The following is a 16460-nucleotide window of genomic DNA, read 5'->3' on the forward strand; positions in this document are numbered from 1 at the left end:
AAATGCAGTTATCTACATCAGAGATTAGCGAGCTCATTAAGAGCCGTTTGGAAAACTTCTCTACCGCCGCAGAAGCACGTACCCAGGGTACTGTGATTTCTGTGACAGACGGCATTGTGCGCATTCACGGCCTGTCTAACGTCATGGCTGGTGAGATGATCGAGTTTCCAGGCAACACATTCGGTCTGGCATTGAACCTGGAGCGTGACTCCGTGGGTGCCGTGGTGCTGGGTGAGTATGAACACATCACTGAAGGCGACGTCTGTAAATGCACAGGCCGTATTCTGGAAGTGCCAGTGGGCCCCGAGCTGATTGGCCGTGTGGTGAACGCGTTGGGTCAGCCGATTGATGGCAAGGGTCCAGTCAACACCAAGCTGACAGACAAAATTGAAAAAATCGCCCCAGGCGTGATTGCACGTAAATCCGTGTCACAGCCTGTACAAACTGGTTTGAAGTCTATTGACTCCATGGTGCCAGTGGGTCGTGGTCAGCGTGAATTGATCATTGGTGACCGTCAGACAGGTAAAACAGCGGTTGCTGTCGATGCGATCATTAACCAAAAAGGTCAGAACATGACCTGTATCTACGTTGCGATTGGTCAGAAAGCTTCTACCATTGCTAACGTGGTACGCAAACTTGAAGAGCACGGCGCGATGGCCTATACCATCGTGGTGGCGGCAACTGCTTCTGACTCGGCTGCCCTGCAATTCCTGGCACCCTATGCCGGTTGTACCATGGGTGAATACTTCCGTGACCGTGGTGAAGATGCATTGATTGTCTACGATGACTTGTCCAAACAAGCCGTGGCTTACCGTCAGATTTCCCTGTTGCTGCGTCGTCCACCAGGCCGTGAAGCTTACCCAGGTGACGTGTTCTACATCCACTCCCGTCTGCTGGAGCGTGCTGCGCGCGTCAATGAAGAATATGTTGAAAAATTCACCAACGGTGAAGTTAAAGGCAAAACAGGTTCATTGACTGCCTTGCCAGTGATTGAAACACAAGCTGGTGACGTGTCTGCATTCGTTCCAACCAACGTGATTTCGATTACCGATGGTCAGATCTTCCTGGAAAGTGACCTGTTTAACGCTGGTGTCCGTCCTGCGATCAACGCCGGTATTTCCGTGTCTCGCGTGGGTGGTGCAGCGCAAACTAAAGTGATCAAAAAACTGGGCGGTGGTGTCCGTCTGGCTTTGGCGCAGTATCGTGAATTGGCTGCGTTTGCGCAGTTTGCTTCCGACTTGGACGAAGCGACCCGCAAACAGCTGGACCGCGGTCGTATGTTTACTGAGTTGATGAAGCAAGCTCAATACGCACCTTTGAGTGTGGCGAATATGGGTATCAGCCTGTTTGCTGCTAACAAAGGTTACTTTGATGATGTGCCAACCAACAAAGTCTTGGCCTTTGAAAACGCATTGCACGGTTTCCTGAGCTCCAAGTACAAAAATATCGTTGATACGATCGAATCCAGCAAGGATTTGAGCGGTGATAACGAAAAAGCACTGGAAGCAGCAATTCAGGACTTCAAAGCGACCAACGCTTATTAATCTCTGACACTTCGACTTAGGAAACGCATATGGCAGGAAGTAAAGAGATTAGAACCAAGATCAAGAGTGTAGAAAATACACGCAAGATCACCAAGGCGATGGAGATGGTGGCCGCCTCTAAAATGCGCAAGGCGCAAGATAGAATGCGTGCCTCCCGCCCTTATGCGGAAAAAATCCGCAACGTGGCGGCTCACCTTTCCTTTGCACAATCAGAGTATCGCCATCCGTTTTTGATTAAACGTGACGTGGTGAAAAACGTGGGTCTGATTGTCGTCAGCTCGGACAAAGGGTTGTGCGGTGGCTTGAATACCAACGTACTGCGCATGTCGATGAACCAGATGAAAACCTGGGAAAGCGAAGGCAAAGGTATCAGCGTCAGCGCCATTGGTAACAAAGGCTATGGCTTCATGAACCGGGTGGGCGCACAAGTGAAATCCCATATTACCGGTTTGGGCGATACTCCGCATCTGGAAAAACTCATCGGCACCATCAAGGTGATGCTCGATGCGTACATTGCCGGTGAAATTGATCAGCTTTACATCTGCTATACCAAATTCATCAATACCATGAAGCAAGTGCCAACCATGCAACAATTGTTGCCTTTGACTGGCGAGCAACTGGGCAGTCCTAATGGTCATTGGGATTACATCTATGAGCCAGAAGCAAAACCGGTCGTAGATGAATTGATGATGCGTTACATTGAGTCATTGATTTATAACGCAGTGGCTGAAAACATGGCCTCTGAGCAATCTGCCCGTATGGTAGCGATGAAATCAGCCTCGGATAACGCTAAGAGCGTGATTGGTGAACTGAAACTGGTCTACAACAAGGCGCGTCAGGCTGCTATTACCAAAGAGATTTCTGAAATCGTCGGCGGTGCAGCTGCGGTTTCGTCCTAAGGGTGCGTTTTAAGGCAGCAAGTTTAAGAATTCAATTAGATCTGACTCATACAGTTAGGAAAAGAAAATGGCAAAGGCAAATCAAGCAGTAACAGGTAAAGTAGTGCAGTGTATCGGCGCTGTGGTTGACGTGGAGTTTCCACGCGATCAGATGCCTAAAGTATTCGATGCATTGATTATTGATGACAAAGATTCCAAAGCTGAGACTGGCTTGACTTTGGAAGTGCAACAGCAATTGGGCGACGGTATTGTACGTACCATCGCCATGGGTTCCTCCGATGGTTTGGCACGTGGCACTGCGTTCAAAAACACAGGTGCAGCGATCTCTGTCCCAGTCGGTGAAGGCACATTGGGCCGTATCATGGACGTATTGGGCCGCCCAATCGACGAAGTCGGTCCTATCGACTCACAAGAATTCCGTTCTATCCACCAGAAAGCGCCAGCGTTTGAAGAGCTGTCTCCTTCGGTTGACCTGCTGGAAACAGGCATCAAGGTGATTGACCTGGTTTGCCCGTTTGCTAAAGGCGGTAAAGTGGGTCTGTTCGGTGGTGCGGGTGTAGGTAAAACCGTGAACATGCTGGAACTGATTAACAACATTGCTAAACAGCACTCCGGTTTGTCCGTATTTGCCGGTGTAGGTGAACGTACCCGTGAAGGTAACGACTTCTACCACGAAATGGCAGAAGCTGGCGTGATCAAGCTGGACAACATGAAAGAGTCCAAAGTGGCGATGGTGTTCGGTCAGATGAACGAGCCTCCTGGTAACCGTCTGCGCGTCGCGTTGTCCGGGTTGACCATGGCTGAAAAATTCCGTGACGAAGGCCGTGACGTGTTGTTCTTCGTAGATAACATTTACCGTTACACACTGGCCGGTACTGAAGTATCTGCGTTGCTGGGCCGTATGCCATCTGCCGTAGGTTACCAACCTACCCTGGCTGATGAAATGGGCCGTCTGCAAGAGCGTATTACTTCAACCAAAGTCGGTTCTATTACATCTATCCAGGCCGTTTACGTACCTGCGGATGACTTGACTGACCCATCCCCTGCAACCACATTCCAGCATTTGGACTCCACCGTGGTTCTGTCACGTGACATCGCTTCATTGGGTATTTACCCAGCGGTTGACCCACTGGATTCAACTTCACGTCAGCTGGATCCACAAATTGTGGGTGAAGAGCACTACTCTGTTGCACGTGCGGTGCAGTCTACACTGCAACGTTATAAAGAGCTGCGCGACATTATTGCGATTCTGGGCATGGACGAGCTGTCACCTGAAGATAAACTGGTGGTTGGCCGTGCACGTAAGATCCAACGTTTCTTGTCACAGCCTTTCCACGTGGCAGAAGTGTTTACCGGTGCGCCGGGTAAATATGTACCACTGAAAGAAACCATTAAAGGCTTTAAAGCGATTGTAAATGGTGAGTATGACCACTTGCCAGAACAAGCCTTCTACATGGTAGGTGGCATTGAAGAGGCTGTTGAAAAGGCTAAAACACTGAACTAATAGATATGACTACAGGCAGATGGGTGCCATCTGCCTGTTTATTTCAGTGATATAGAAAAGAGAACATTATGGCAAATACAGTGCATGTCGATGTGGTGAGTGCCGAAGAGTCTATCTTCTCCGGTGAAGCCGAATTTGTCGTGGCCCCCGCAGGTGCAGGTGAAGTGGGTATTTACCCAAATCACGCACCAATGATTACCACGATCAAGCCCGGTGCATTGCGTATCAAGCAATCTGCAGAACAGGAAGAAACCCTGATCTTTATTTCTGGTGGCATGCTGGAAGTGCAACCAGGCATGATTACCGTACTGGCGGATACAGCCATTCGCGGGCAGGATCTGGACGAAGCCAAGGCTATTGCAGCTAAGGAAGCGGCCGAAGAAGCATTGAAAAACCGTTCTTCGGAGATTGACTATGCCGCAGCGCAAGCTGAGTTGGCAGAGGCTGTTGCACAAATCCAGGCAATTCAGAAATTGCGTAAATCAGTCCACTAGTTGTTGCATTAGCGTTTAACATTAAATTTAATGCAGACAATGACAAATGAGGCGGCTTTCAAGCCGCCTTTTTTGTTTCTGAGATAAAATAATCGCATGACTGATTTGAATATTGTAATTCTGGCGGCAGGCAAAGGCACCCGTATGCGCTCAGACCTGCCTAAGGTACTGCACGCCATTGGCGGCACACCGATACTGCATCATGTGATCAACGCCGCACGCAAACTCAATCCTCAAAAAATCATTGTGGTCTATGGTTTTGGTGGGGAACAGGTCCAGCAACAAACCCCGGGCGAGGATTTGGTGTGGGTTTTACAAGCCGAGCAACTGGGGACCGGACATGCCGTGCAGCAAGCCCTCCCCCATCTGCCTGCACAAGGAAAGACACTGATTCTGCTGGGTGATGTGCCGCTGGTCGATGTTGAAGCCTGTCGCGACATGCTGTCACAGGCAGATGCACATCTGGTTGTACAAACGTTTATCAAGGATGATCCGACCGGTTATGGCCGTATCGTGCGCAATGCACAAAATCAGGTTGTGGCCATTGTTGAGCATAAGGATGCCAGTGAAGCACAACGAGCCCTTCAGGAAGTGAATACCGGCATTATGGCCATGCCTAATGCAGCGCTGAAGCATTGGCTGGCTCAACTGCAAAACAACAATGCGCAGCAAGAGTATTATCTGACAGATATCATTGCAATGTCTGTGAACGAAGGACGGGCGGTACTACCACATGTGGTCGCCGATGCCTGGTCTGTTACCGGCATCAATTCCAAGCTGGATTTACAACAGATGGAGCGTGAATATCAACACAGACAGGCGCTCAACTTGATGACGCAAGGCGTCACCCTCATGGATGCACAGCGAATTGATATTCGAGGTCACCTGAACTGCGGCTGTGATGTGCGTATTGATGTGAACTGTGTCTTTGAAGGGGAAGTCACCTTGGAAGATGGTGTTGATGTCGGTCCAAATTGTGTGATCAAAAATGCTGTGATTGCACGCAATACCACATTAGCTGCATTTACCCATATAGAAGAGGCCAGGGTCGGACAGGATAGTAAAGTTGGCCCATTTGCGCGTTTGCGGCCAGGCACGCACCTGGCTGCCGAGACCCATGTGGGTAACTTCGTCGAACTTAAAAATGCCAGCGTCGGCCTGGGTAGCAAGGTCAATCACTTGAGTTATGTGGGGGACGCCACAGTCGGGGCAAACGTCAATATTGGTGCGGGAACGATTACTTGCAATTATGATGGGGCCAATAAACATCAGACTGTGATAGAAGATGATGTGTTTGTGGGTTCTGACAGTCAATTGGTCGCTCCTGTGACCATAGGCAAAGGGGCGACGATTGCCGCAGGCTCCACCATCACTAAAGATGTGCCGGCAGAGACATTAACGCTCTGTCGTGCACGTGAGCAACGTTCAATTCAAGGATGGAAACGTCCACAAAAGGTGAAAAAATAAACATATGTGTGGCATTGTCGGTGCAGTTTCAAACCGTAATATTGTTCCCTTGTTGATTGAAGGCCTTAGCCGGCTGGAATATCGCGGCTATGACTCAGCGGGGATTGCTGTACTCAACCAGTCCATCGTACGTGTGCGTGCGGTCGGCCGCGTCTCTGAATTAGAGCGCAAAGCTCAGGGCTTAACCAGCCAGATCGGCATAGGCCACACGCGTTGGGCAACGCACGGTGGCGTCACCGAACAAAATGCACACCCGCATGTTTCGCCTACGCAAGACCAGGCTGAAATCGCCGTGGTACATAACGGCATTATCGAAAACCACGATGAACAGCGTGACCGTTTACAAGCCTTGGGTTATCACTTTACTTCACAAACTGATACCGAAGTGATTGCCCATCTGGTGCATTATTATTACCAGCAGAGCAAAGACCTGCTGGTGGCTGTCAGACAAGCGATCAGTGAGCTGACCGGGGCGTATGCGATCAGTGTGATCGCCCTGGCCCAGCCACAAACCATGATTGTTGCCCGCTTGGGCTGCCCACTGTTGATTGGCTATGGAGAAGGCGAAAATTTCGTTGCTTCCGATGTGTCTGCGGTGCTGTCAGCCACGCGTAAAGTGGTTTATCTGGAAGATGGCGATGTCGCCACCTTGCAAACCGATCGCGTGACGATTATCGATAAGCAAGGTGAAACCGTGCAGCGCACAGTGCACATGAGTGATGTCTCTCTGGCCTCATTGGAATTGGGCCCATATAGCCATTTCATGCAAAAAGAGATTCATGAGCAACCACGCGCGATTAGCGATACCATTGAGGCGCTTATTGATGATGGCGCTTTCAGGTGTGAATTGTTTGGTGCGACAGCAGCTGACATTTTCAAACAGATTGATAGCGTATTGATTTTAGCGGCGGGGACCAGCTATTACGCGGGCATGACCGCCAAATACTGGCTGGAAAGCATTGCAAAAATTCCAACCTCAGTCGAAATCGCCAGCGAATACCGGTATCGTGATTCGGTGCCTAATCCCAAGCAGCTGATCGTCACCATTTCGCAATCAGGAGAAACGTTGGATACGATGGAAGCGCTCAAACATGCCCAAAAACTGGGGCATCCTTTCAGTCTTGCCATCTGCAACGTGCAAGAAAGCGCCATCCCACGGGCATCATCCCTGATTTACTACACACGTGCTGGTGCAGAAATCGGTGTGGCCAGTACCAAGGCGTTTACCACGCAATTGATTGCATTGTTTGTCCTGTCCGTTACCTTGAGCAAAGTGCGCGGTCTCTTGACCGATGCGCAAGAGCAACAATACCTGGCCGAGCTGCGCCAACTGACCGGCAGCGTGCAAATTGCGCTGAATCTGGAGCCGCAGATTCGCGAATGGGCACATCGCTTTGGCGATAAGGAACATGCCTTGTTCCTCGGCCGTGGCATCCACTTCCCGATTGCGATGGAAGGCGCGCTCAAGCTTAAAGAGATTTCCTATATCCATGCCGAAGCCTATCCTGCCGGTGAGTTAAAACATGGCCCCTTGGCGCTGGTTGATAGCAATATGCCCGTAGTGGTGATTGCCCCCAACGATGCCTTGCTTGAAAAGGTCAAGTCCAACATGCAGGAAGTCCGGGCACGCGGTGGCGAGTTGTTTGTGTTTGCGGATGCAGACAGTCACTTTCATGCGTCTGAAGGCGTACAGGTCATCCGCACGCCGCGCCATGTCGGCGCGCTCTCCCCGGTATTGCATGTGATTCCGGTGCAGCTGCTGGCTTATCACGCCGCCTTGTTTAAAGGCACCGATGTAGACAAACCACGTAACCTGGCCAAGAGTGTGACCGTCGAATAGTCATAAACCCCAGAAAAGCCCCGACATTCGGGGCTTTTTTTTCAATACAAAATGGCGATGACTGCCATAAACTGGTAATCGGTGCTAATCAGGAATGCAGTCATGACCACGTCACAACACAGTATTATCGGTCGCCAGCCGGTTGTTAATGATCAACAACAAATCATAGGCTACGAGTTTTTCTTCCGTAATGAGACGGATGGCAGCAACACGCCCTTTGAGGAAGATATTCAAACCTGCGCGCGTATCCTGAATACCACTATGGACGAAATGCATGAGAGCTGGTTACTCGGCCAGCAGCTGGCATTCATCAACGTCGATCATGTCATGCTCAATAGCGTGTTTCTCGAATTGATGCCGGCAGAAAAAACCGTGCTCGAAGTGGTGCATCACCTTCAGGTCACCCCAGAAATCCTGGCGCGTTGCCAGGAGTTGAAACAACTCAAATTCCGTATCGCATTGGATAATCCGCAACACTATCCGCATTTGGAAGCCTTGTTGCCTTATGCCGACTTTATCAAGATCGATATGCGCAATGTGGGCATTGCACAAGCTAAACAATGGTTAAAAAAATACCAGCACGATCAATGTTCCCTCATTGCAGAAAAGGTGGAGGAAAATAACCAGTTTCAGGACCTGCTGGATGCGGGTTACCACCAGTTCCAAGGCTATTTTTATGCCAAGCCAGAAAATATCAGCAGCAAGGTCATTAATCCAAGCTTTGATGGCGTGTTGCATTTGTTGAACCTGGTCAGCCAGGAGGCAGAAAACAAAGACATCGAAAATGGGTTTAAACGTGATACCACGCTGAGTTATAAACTGCTGCGCTATATCAACTCTGTGGGCTTTGGCTTGTCATGCGAAGTGCAATCCATCGGTCATGCTTTGACCATCTTGGGTCGCAACCAGCTTTATCGCTGGCTGACTTTACTTATGGTCACGGCGGGAAACAACAGCAGCTCCCCTGCCCTGATGAAAACCTCAATTACACGTGGCCGCTTGACCGAGTTATTGGGCGAACCGTTTTTTGAAAAGCGCGACCGTGACAATCTGTTTGTGGTGGGCGTATTTTCGCTGCTGGATGTGATGCTTAAAGTGCCGATGGAAAATATCCTCGAAAAACTACAATTACCTGAGACGATCGTCGATGCACTGGTTGAGCGCCAGGGTATTTTTGGCCCTTTCCTCAAGCTCACCGAAGCTTGCGAAGATGCCAACAATGAAGAAATTTTAGAGATGGCTGCCATGCTGCAACTCAAGCCGGAAAAAGTAAATCAGTGCCATATGGAGGCCCTGGCCTGGACCGAGGCTCTGGGAATATAAATCAATACCTGACCCTCTTGAAAAGATAAAGCGCATACCCATTTACACGATACAGATGCTTGCAGTTTGAGGTCTGTGAATCATGTTAATCGCTTATTTTTGAAAGGATCAACGTATGCGTAGTTATGACTTAACCCCCTTCTACAGAACCGCAATTGGCTTTGACCGTTTGGCTAAAATGCTCAACGAAAGCCAGCGCAGTGAAAACGAAATCAGCTATCCACCTTACAACATCGAACTGGTAGACGAAAACGCCTACAAAATCGTGATGGCAGTGGCTGGCTTCCAGCAAGATGAGCTGGAGATTGAAACTGAACACCAGGCTTTGCGCGTGACTGGCCGCAAAGCCAAAAAAGAACAGGAAACCACCTATTTGCACCGTGGTATTGCCACGCGGGACTTTGAGCACAAATTCCAGTTGGCCGATCATGTGAAAGTCACCGGGGCACAGCTCGAAAATGGCTTGTTAACGATTGCTTTGGTGCGTGAGATTCCTGAGGCACTCAAGCCACGCAAAATTGAAATTGGCACCGCAGTCCCAAATGCAAGCGCTACCTTGATCGAGCAAAAAGCAGCTTAAGCTGAGGGTATAAAAAAGGGCCAGTTGGCCCTTTTTTTCATATTTAGCTGCAGAATAGAAATCTGTTTAGTTGCTGAGCAAAGGCATCCAGTCAACCGCCTTGCATGCGCATGTCACTGTCCGCCAGCCACGCTCATCCGCGGTTATCTAACGCTAAAGAATTCCTTGTTTATCCTCGCTCTGCGTTAAAATAGCCGCTTCCAACCATACTCTGGATGTAATACAAATGGCGCAATATGTGATGTCCATGCTCCGCGTGAGCAAAATCGTGCCGCCCAAACGGCAAATCATCAAAAATATTTCCCTTTCATTTTTCCCGGGCGCAAAAATTGGCTTGCTGGGCTTAAACGGCTCAGGCAAGTCGACCGTGCTGCGCATCATGGCGGGCGCGGATAAAGAGTTTGAAGGCGAAGTGCAATGGCAGCCGAATATTTCGATTGGCTATCTGCCACAAGAGCCACAGCTGGATGCTGATAAAACCGTGCGTCAGGAGGTCGAAGCCGGCTTGGGCGCTATCATGGAAGCCAAGCAAAAGCTGGAAGAAATTTATGCCGCCTATGCTGAACCTGATGCCGATTTTGACAAACTGGCCGAAGAGCAGGCCAAGTACGAAAATATCCTGGCCGCCAGCGGAAGTGATGTCGAGCAGCAATTAGAGATTGCCGCCGATGCACTGCGCTTGCCACCCTGGGACGCAAAAATCGGCCCGTTGTCAGGCGGTGAAAAACGCCGCGTGGCCTTGTGCAAATTGTTACTGTCAAAACCTGACATGCTGTTGCTGGACGAGCCGACCAACCATTTGGATGCGGAATCCGTCGAGTGGCTGGAACAGTTTCTGGTGCGCTTCCCCGGCACCGTGGTGGCTGTCACCCACGACCGCTACTTCTTGGATAATGCTGCTGAATGGATTCTGGAACTGGACCGCGGTGAGGGTATTCCATGGAAAGGCAACTACTCCAGCTGGCTGGAACAAAAAGAAGACCGCTTAGCGCTGGAGCAAAAACAGGAAGACGCCCACCGCAAAGCCATGAAGCAAGAGCTGGAATGGGTGCGCCAAGGGGCAAAAGCGCGTCAGAGCAAGAGCAAGGCGCGCTTGGCACGTTATGAAGAAATGTCCAGCGTCGAATACCAGCGCCGCAACGAGACGCAGGAAATCTTTATCCCGCCCGGTGACCGTCTTGGCAACCAGGTGATTGAGTTTAGCAACGTCTCCAAAGGCTTTGGGGATCGCTTGTTGATTGATAACCTCTCATTCACCATTCCGCCTGGCGCGATTGTTGGCGTGATCGGCCCCAACGGTGCCGGTAAGTCCACGCTGTTCCGCATGCTGCAAGGCAAGGAGCAGCCTGATAGTGGTGAAATCATCACCGGCCCAACGGTTAAACTGGCTGCAGTCGACCAGACCCGTGATGGCCTGGACAACGATAAAACCGTATTCGAAGCGATTTCTGGCGGGCTGGATGTGCTCAGCGTTGGTAAATTTGAAATGCCTAGCCGGGCTTATATTGGCCGCTTCAACTTCAAAGGTGGCGACCAGCAAAAAATCGTTGGTCAACTCTCGGGTGGTGAACGTGGTCGCTTGCATTTGGCCAAGACCCTGATTTCCGGGGCTAATGTCTTGCTGCTGGATGAACCCTCGAATGACCTTGATGTGGAAACCCTGCGAGCGCTCGAAGATGCCTTGCTTGAGTTTTCAGGTTGCGTACTGGTCACCTCGCACGACCGCTGGTTCCTGGACCGAATTGCCACACACATTCTGGCCGCCGAAGGCGACTCGCAATGGACGTTTTTCAACGGCAACTATCAGGAATACGAAGCTGACAAGAAAAAACGCCTGGGTGAAGAAGGTGCCAAACCCAAACGTATCCGCTATAAACCGATTACGCGATAAAAGACAGCCCACCCGCAAGGTGGGCTTTTTTATGGTGATCGTGTTACTGTGGAGCGCACTTCAGAGCAACTTGTTCACAGGATCCTATTCACATGCAAGCAACCAATTTCAAACTGCAGGATTATTTCAACCGCATAGGCTATGTGGGACAGCCTGACACCAATATCGAGACCTTGCGTGCACTCATGCGCTGTCAGCTATTCAGTGTGCCGTTTGAAAATCTGGATGTACAGGCTGGCAAGGTGGTTTCCATGGTGCCAGAGGAGATAGTCGAGAAAGTTATTTATCGGCAACGCGGGGGATATTGCTACGAAGTGAATGGGGTCTTTGCCATGGCATTACAGGCGCTGGGCTTTCGCTTTCAACTGGTCGCGGCGCGACCAATGTTTTATCCGGTGCGCAGACCCAAAACGCATATGGCAATTGTGGTACATCTCGAGCAACAAGCCTGGTTATGTGATTTGGGTTTTGGCAGCTATGGTATCCGCGCACCACTGGCCTTAAATAGGCTGGATACGGAAACCATGCAGGACCATGATTGCTTTATGTTGCGTACCCAGGGCGAGCGCGAGTTTTTAGTACAGGCACGCGTCGATGAGGGCTGGCAAAACCAATTTGCGTTTGACCTGCATCCCTGGGAGTGGATTGATTTTTATCCGGCAAATTTTATGAACTCCACTCACCCTGAGGCGATTTTTGTGCAGAGATTGCTGGTTGTATTACATCAGCCGGCAGGCAGGATGATTTTATTCGGCGACACCTTGAAAACCATCACCGATGGCGTGGTGACAAAAAGGATCATACCGAAGAGTGAGCGTAGCGATACGCTTAAAACCCTCTTTGGGTTGTCGACGTAAAAACCTTTGCTCCATGCATCCTGACCTGGCAGGACGTCGCAGAGGCTGGTTTGACTAGCGTGGAGAGGATTGCTCTTTGTTCACCAGTTTGCGTATCAGCCGGTTGGCATTAATGGCTGCCAGCGTGGCACCGAATTCGTAATCGTCAAAGCGTGACGCTTCAATATAAGGCAAGGCAACCAGCTTGCCGTTAATCAGGCAGATGCGGCATTGGTCTTGCCAGACCTCGTGTGCTTGTGGCTGTAGAGGGCGTTGGCGGGGTTGGGTGTTGTCCATACTTCTCTTAAAACAAGGTGGGTTTGTTTGATTATCTCCAACTGAAATATCTACTCAATAGCCTGTTCGGGCTAATCAACCTTGATGGCGGCTAAATTTAATCGGGTAGCCTGGCTTTATGCGGCGCTTTTTTCATGATCCAGTCCCACAGGCCGGGCGGGATCAGGCGGAGCAGGCGTGCGACGATACCCATTTGCCAGGGGATGACACTAAAGCGGCGTTGTTGGGCAATCACGCGCATGGCTTTGCGGGCGAAGACATCGGCATCCATCAGAAAGGGCATCGGGTAGGTGTTGATGTCGGTCATGGGCGTGCGGATGTAGCCGGGGGCGATGGTGGTGACGGTAATAGCATATTGCTGCATTTCGACGCGCAGGCTTTCGAGGTAGGTAATGGCCGCTGCTTTACTCGCGCTGTAAGCGCCGGCGCCAGGCAAGCCGCGAATCCCGGCCACACTGGCGATGCCAACTAGTTGCGCCATCTTGCCCTGCTCCGTTGCCTGTTTCATGGCCTCGATAAACGGTTGAAAGGTGTGCACCAGCCCCATGACGTTGGTATCAAACACGGCTTGAAAGGCGGGGATGTCGTCCTGGTATTCGGTGAGGGTGCCACGGCTGACGCCGGCATTGCCGATGACGATATGCGGGGTGCCATATTGCTGGATGGCGGCTTGCGCCATGGCTTGCATCTGGTCTGCCTGCCTTACATCGACGCTGTAAGTTGTACAGGCAACCTGATATTGGCTGCTCAGCTGACTGGCAAGCGCTTGCAGGGCGCCCGTATTGCGACCGCACAGACTTAGTTGCAATTGTTGCCGATAATGTTGGGCATAGGCCGTGGCCATGGCGGCGCCTAGGCCACTGGAGGCACCGGTAATCACAATATGCAGGCAGTCAGAATTGGTTTTCGCCATAAAATACATTGCAGTAAACAAATTTTAATCGGGTAGAATGCCATAAAACACTGGTCGGGGAAACGTAGATGAATTTGGAAAAAGTGATTTTTGGCTTTTTTATTATTCTAGCCATGACGCTTAACTTTGGATTTTTTGTTGGTGATATTGATAACCCGCAACATCACTTGCATTACGAGTTGTATGTCGCCATTGTGGTGAATTTGATCGCCACCGTACTTAAATTTGGTGACCGGACGCAGATTGGTGCGATCCACCTCGCTACCAGCCTGGTCGCCGATTTACAGTTGATTGGCGCAGCAATTATCTGGACCGTTGCTGGTAGCAACGGCGCGGATACTGAGGTGATTGTCGGGGTGGTTTCTTTGTCTGGTGGTGCATTTCTCGCCAATATCACGTCGGTCATTTTGCTGATTTATGAAACCGTGACCCTGCGTCGCTAAGCACGTAGTCAGCATGACGCTCAATCAAATTGTGTTCTGGATTTTGCGGCGCATGCGTGCGCCGCTGCTGATGTTGATTGTCAGCTATGCCATTGCGATGATTGGCTTTGTGTTGATCCCCGGGGTAAATGACCGCGGCCAAGCCTATCATCTGAATTTCTTCGATGCCTTTTATATTCTGAGTTATACCGCGACCACCATCGGTTTTGGTGAACTCCCCTACCCGTTTACCACGCCACAGCGTCTGTGGATGACTTTTTCGATTTATGTGACGGTGATCTCCTGGTTTTACGCCATCGGGGCGATTATCGGGTTGTTTCAGGAGGGCGCACTCAAGCAGGCGTTTAAAACTGCGATTTTCCAGCGCGATGTCAAAAACCTGATGGAGCCGTTTTACCTGATTTGTGGCTATGGGGAAACCGGCGGCGAGCTGGTCAGGGCGCTGGATAGAAACGAGTTGCGGGTGGTGGTGCTTGAACGCTCGCCAGAACGCGTGAATGAACTTGAGCTGACGAATTACCAGTTTCATATTCCGCACTTATGCGCAGATGCAAAGTTATCCGAGGTGTTGCTCTACGCCGGCATTAAAAATCCCATGTGCCGCGGGGTGGCGGCGCTGACCGATGATGACCATGCCAACCTGGCAATCTCGGTGGCGGTGAAGCTGATCAAGCCTGGATTGCCGGTGCTGGCGCGTGTACAGGATGATGTCATCGCCGCCAATATGGCCTCGTTTGGCACAGACCGCATTATTAATCCTTACCATATTTTTGGGGAACACTTGGCCATGCGGCTCAACGCATTGGGCACTTACCTGCTGCATGAGTGGTTGACGCGTGCACCGGGCGATGCGATTGAAACCCCGGCCGCCATTCCGCAAGGCCACTGGATTGCTTGTGGCTTTGGTCGCTTTGGCAAGTCCGTCGTCAAAAGCCTGCAAAATGAGGCCATGCATGTCACGATCATCGAGGCAGATCCGGCAGGCACGCAATGTGAGCAATGCATTATCGGCAGCGGTGTGGAGTCGCACATCTTGAAACAGGCCGGGATTGAGCAGGCGGTGGGTATTGTAGCGGGCACCGACAATGACATTAATAACTTGTCTATCGTCATGACGGCATTGGAACTCAACCCTAATCTGTTTGTGATCATCCGCAAGAACAAGCGCCATAACGAGCCGCTGTTTCAACATTTTGATGCCGACATCACCATGCAGCCCAGTGATGTGATTGCACACACCTGTTTGTCTTATATGGTTTCACCCATGTTGGCCGAGTTTCTTGCCACGGCGCGGCATCAGGGCAATGCCTGGGCCAATGCCGTGATTGCGCAACTGGTTTCCAAGCTCGGTGAGCAAGTGCCAGATACCTGGGATATTACGATTGCGGATGACATGGCCGTGGCGGTGTGTGGCCTCATGCAGCAAGGCTTGGGACCAGCGCTCAAGCATTTACTCATGAATCCTGCCGGTCAACAGCGGCATGAAATGCCGGTGGTGCCGTTAATGTTGCTGCGCGCGGGTGAAAAAATGTTATTACCGGACCTGGCGACGCCGCTGGAGATGGGCGATAAAATTTTATTCTGTGGTCTGGATCAGGCCAAATCGATCCAGCGCTATCTGCTGCACGACCTGAAAACCTTGCATTATCTGGTGACAGGGAATGAGATGCCTGAAAGCTGGATTGGTCGCTGGCTGAAACAATAAATAACCCTGCCTAAGCAGGGTTATTTATTGTCATTGGTGCTTATTTTTTACCCGCTGCGCGGTCCTTGCGCACGTTCTGGATAATAAAGTCCGCGGTTTGCAAGGCAGCTTCATTGCCTCCGGCCATGGAGCTGCCGGTGATGTATTTGCCATCAACAATCAAGGCAGGTACGCCTGTAGCGCCGGAAGCGCGGAACACCTGCATGGCTTTGTTCATTTGCATGTTCAGCGCAAACGACTTAAAAGCTTTTTCAACTTTAATCTTGTCCAGGCCACCTTGTTTGGTCACCCAGTCAATGGCTGCAGCTTCGTCCGCCGGGTTCAAGCTTTTTGTTTTATGAATGGCGTCAAACAATGGGGTATGCAGTTTATCCAGTACGCCCAGTTCTTGCATGGCAAAATAGGTTTTGGCCATGGGCGCCCAGCTGGCATTGGGTAAGGCTGGCATGCGTTTGAAATACACATCCGCAGGTAATTTTTTCACCCAGGCTTCCAGCGGATGCTCCATGTGATAGCAGTGCGGACAGCCGTACCAGAATAACTCCATCACTTCGATTTTGGCAGGTTGATCGGTCGTTATTTGCTGTGCAACCTGATCAAATTGCTCACCCATTTGCGGCTCAGCCAAGGCAGCAGTGGCGGTGAAGCCTGCCCAGAGCATCAAACTTAACAACATTTTTTTCATGATATTCGTTTCCTTATGTGTGGAAAGTAATGGTTTAAC

General features: G+C 50.7%; 15 protein-coding genes. 12 read left to right on the top strand and 3 right to left on the bottom strand.

What is annotated here, in order from left to right; genetic code table 11:
* The first annotated feature begins 2 nt into the window (after positions 1-2).
* The 10 genes from atpA to INP77_RS13930 all read left to right on the top strand — a co-directional run bounded on the left by atpA (position 3) and on the right by INP77_RS13930 (position 12399).
* Entirely contained in the window at positions 3-1544 is a 1542-nt protein-coding gene (atpA, locus tag INP77_RS13885; RefSeq protein WP_194749669.1) for a F0F1 ATP synthase subunit alpha, read from the top strand.
* A gap of 29 nt (positions 1545-1573) precedes the next feature.
* Positions 1574-2443 (top strand): F0F1 ATP synthase subunit gamma, encoded by an 870-nt coding sequence (gene atpG / locus INP77_RS13890; protein ID WP_194749670.1) that lies wholly within the window; start codon positions 1574-1576, stop codon positions 2441-2443.
* Positions 2444-2510: 67 nt separating this feature from the next.
* Positions 2511-3947: a F0F1 ATP synthase subunit beta gene (gene atpD / locus INP77_RS13895; protein ID WP_194749671.1), complete on the top strand. Its 1437-nt coding sequence runs from the start codon at positions 2511-2513 to the stop codon at positions 3945-3947.
* A 68-nt stretch (positions 3948-4015) separates the two neighbouring features.
* Positions 4016-4441: a F0F1 ATP synthase subunit epsilon gene (locus INP77_RS13900; protein ID WP_194749672.1), complete on the top strand. Its 426-nt coding sequence runs from the start codon at positions 4016-4018 to the stop codon at positions 4439-4441.
* Positions 4442-4537: 96 nt separating this feature from the next.
* Entirely contained in the window at positions 4538-5908 is a 1371-nt protein-coding gene (glmU, locus tag INP77_RS13905; protein WP_194749673.1) for a bifunctional UDP-N-acetylglucosamine diphosphorylase/glucosamine-1-phosphate N-acetyltransferase GlmU, read from the top strand.
* 4 nt (positions 5909-5912) lie between these two features.
* Positions 5913-7748 (top strand): glutamine--fructose-6-phosphate transaminase (isomerizing), encoded by a 1836-nt coding sequence (gene glmS / locus INP77_RS13910; protein WP_194749674.1) that lies wholly within the window; start codon positions 5913-5915, stop codon positions 7746-7748.
* A gap of 102 nt (positions 7749-7850) precedes the next feature.
* Complete coding sequence (locus INP77_RS13915; protein WP_194749675.1) at positions 7851-9071, top strand: EAL and HDOD domain-containing protein; 1221 nt, start codon at positions 7851-7853, stop codon at positions 9069-9071.
* Between the two features lie 115 nt (positions 9072-9186).
* Positions 9187-9651 (top strand): Hsp20 family protein, encoded by a 465-nt coding sequence (locus INP77_RS13920; protein ID WP_194749676.1) that lies wholly within the window; start codon positions 9187-9189, stop codon positions 9649-9651.
* A 226-nt stretch (positions 9652-9877) separates the two neighbouring features.
* A complete protein-coding gene (gene ettA, locus INP77_RS13925; protein ID WP_194749677.1) occupies positions 9878-11542 on the top strand; it encodes an energy-dependent translational throttle protein EttA in 1665 nt (554 codons plus the stop codon).
* Positions 11543-11634: 92 nt separating this feature from the next.
* Positions 11635-12399, top strand: coding sequence for an arylamine N-acetyltransferase (locus INP77_RS13930; protein ID WP_194749678.1), 765 nt, complete (start codon positions 11635-11637; stop codon positions 12397-12399).
* A gap of 54 nt (positions 12400-12453) precedes the next feature.
* Here INP77_RS13930 and INP77_RS13935 read toward each other — a convergent pair whose 3' ends face one another.
* Together INP77_RS13935 and INP77_RS13940 are read right to left on the bottom strand one after the other, a co-directional pair.
* Positions 12454-12675 (bottom strand): hypothetical protein, encoded by a 222-nt coding sequence (locus tag INP77_RS13935; protein ID WP_194749679.1) that lies wholly within the window; start codon positions 12673-12675, stop codon positions 12454-12456.
* 97 nt (positions 12676-12772) lie between these two features.
* Entirely contained in the window at positions 12773-13597 is an 825-nt protein-coding gene (locus INP77_RS13940; RefSeq protein ID WP_194749706.1) for an SDR family oxidoreductase, read from the bottom strand.
* Positions 13598-13656: 59 nt separating this feature from the next.
* Here INP77_RS13940 and INP77_RS13945 point away from each other — a divergent pair, with 59 nt between their 5' ends.
* Positions 13657-14031 carry a DUF6394 family protein gene (locus INP77_RS13945; RefSeq protein WP_194749680.1) on the top strand — a complete coding sequence of 125 codons (375 nt, stop codon included), beginning with the start codon at positions 13657-13659 and terminating at the stop codon, positions 14029-14031.
* Between the two features lie 13 nt (positions 14032-14044).
* Positions 14045-15736, top strand: a complete 1692-nt coding sequence (locus INP77_RS13950) for a TrkA family potassium uptake protein (RefSeq protein ID WP_194749681.1) — start codon at positions 14045-14047, stop codon at positions 15734-15736.
* A gap of 40 nt (positions 15737-15776) precedes the next feature.
* Here INP77_RS13950 and INP77_RS13955 read toward each other — a convergent pair whose 3' ends face one another.
* Positions 15777-16421, bottom strand: coding sequence for a thiol:disulfide interchange protein DsbA/DsbL (locus tag INP77_RS13955; protein WP_194749682.1), 645 nt, complete (start codon positions 16419-16421; stop codon positions 15777-15779).
* Positions 16422-16460 lie beyond the last annotated feature (39 nt).

The organism is Methylophilus sp. 13, from assembly GCF_015354335.1.
Classification (GTDB): Bacteria; Pseudomonadota; Gammaproteobacteria; order Burkholderiales; family Methylophilaceae; genus Methylophilus; species Methylophilus glucosoxydans.

Coding starts and splice junctions, on each gene's coding strand:
- atpA (WP_194749669.1), top strand. CDS start 3: ATGCAGTTATCTACATCAGAGATTAGCGAGCTCATTAAGAGCCGTTTG.
- atpG (WP_194749670.1), top strand. CDS start 1,574: ATGGCAGGAAGTAAAGAGATTAGAACCAAGATCAAGAGTGTAGAAAAT.
- atpD (WP_194749671.1), top strand. CDS start 2,511: ATGGCAAAGGCAAATCAAGCAGTAACAGGTAAAGTAGTGCAGTGTATC.
- INP77_RS13900 (WP_194749672.1), top strand. CDS start 4,016: ATGGCAAATACAGTGCATGTCGATGTGGTGAGTGCCGAAGAGTCTATC.
- glmU (WP_194749673.1), top strand. CDS start 4,538: ATGACTGATTTGAATATTGTAATTCTGGCGGCAGGCAAAGGCACCCGT.
- glmS (WP_194749674.1), top strand. CDS start 5,913: ATGTGTGGCATTGTCGGTGCAGTTTCAAACCGTAATATTGTTCCCTTG.
- INP77_RS13915 (WP_194749675.1), top strand. CDS start 7,851: ATGACCACGTCACAACACAGTATTATCGGTCGCCAGCCGGTTGTTAAT.
- INP77_RS13920 (WP_194749676.1), top strand. CDS start 9,187: ATGCGTAGTTATGACTTAACCCCCTTCTACAGAACCGCAATTGGCTTT.
- ettA (WP_194749677.1), top strand. CDS start 9,878: ATGGCGCAATATGTGATGTCCATGCTCCGCGTGAGCAAAATCGTGCCG.
- INP77_RS13930 (WP_194749678.1), top strand. CDS start 11,635: ATGCAAGCAACCAATTTCAAACTGCAGGATTATTTCAACCGCATAGGC.
- INP77_RS13935 (WP_194749679.1), bottom strand. CDS start 12,675: ATGGACAACACCCAACCCCGCCAACGCCCTCTACAGCCACAAGCACAC.
- INP77_RS13940 (WP_194749706.1), bottom strand. CDS start 13,597: ATGTATTTTATGGCGAAAACCAATTCTGACTGCCTGCATATTGTGATT.
- INP77_RS13945 (WP_194749680.1), top strand. CDS start 13,657: ATGAATTTGGAAAAAGTGATTTTTGGCTTTTTTATTATTCTAGCCATG.
- INP77_RS13950 (WP_194749681.1), top strand. CDS start 14,045: ATGACGCTCAATCAAATTGTGTTCTGGATTTTGCGGCGCATGCGTGCG.
- INP77_RS13955 (WP_194749682.1), bottom strand. CDS start 16,421: ATGAAAAAAATGTTGTTAAGTTTGATGCTCTGGGCAGGCTTCACCGCC.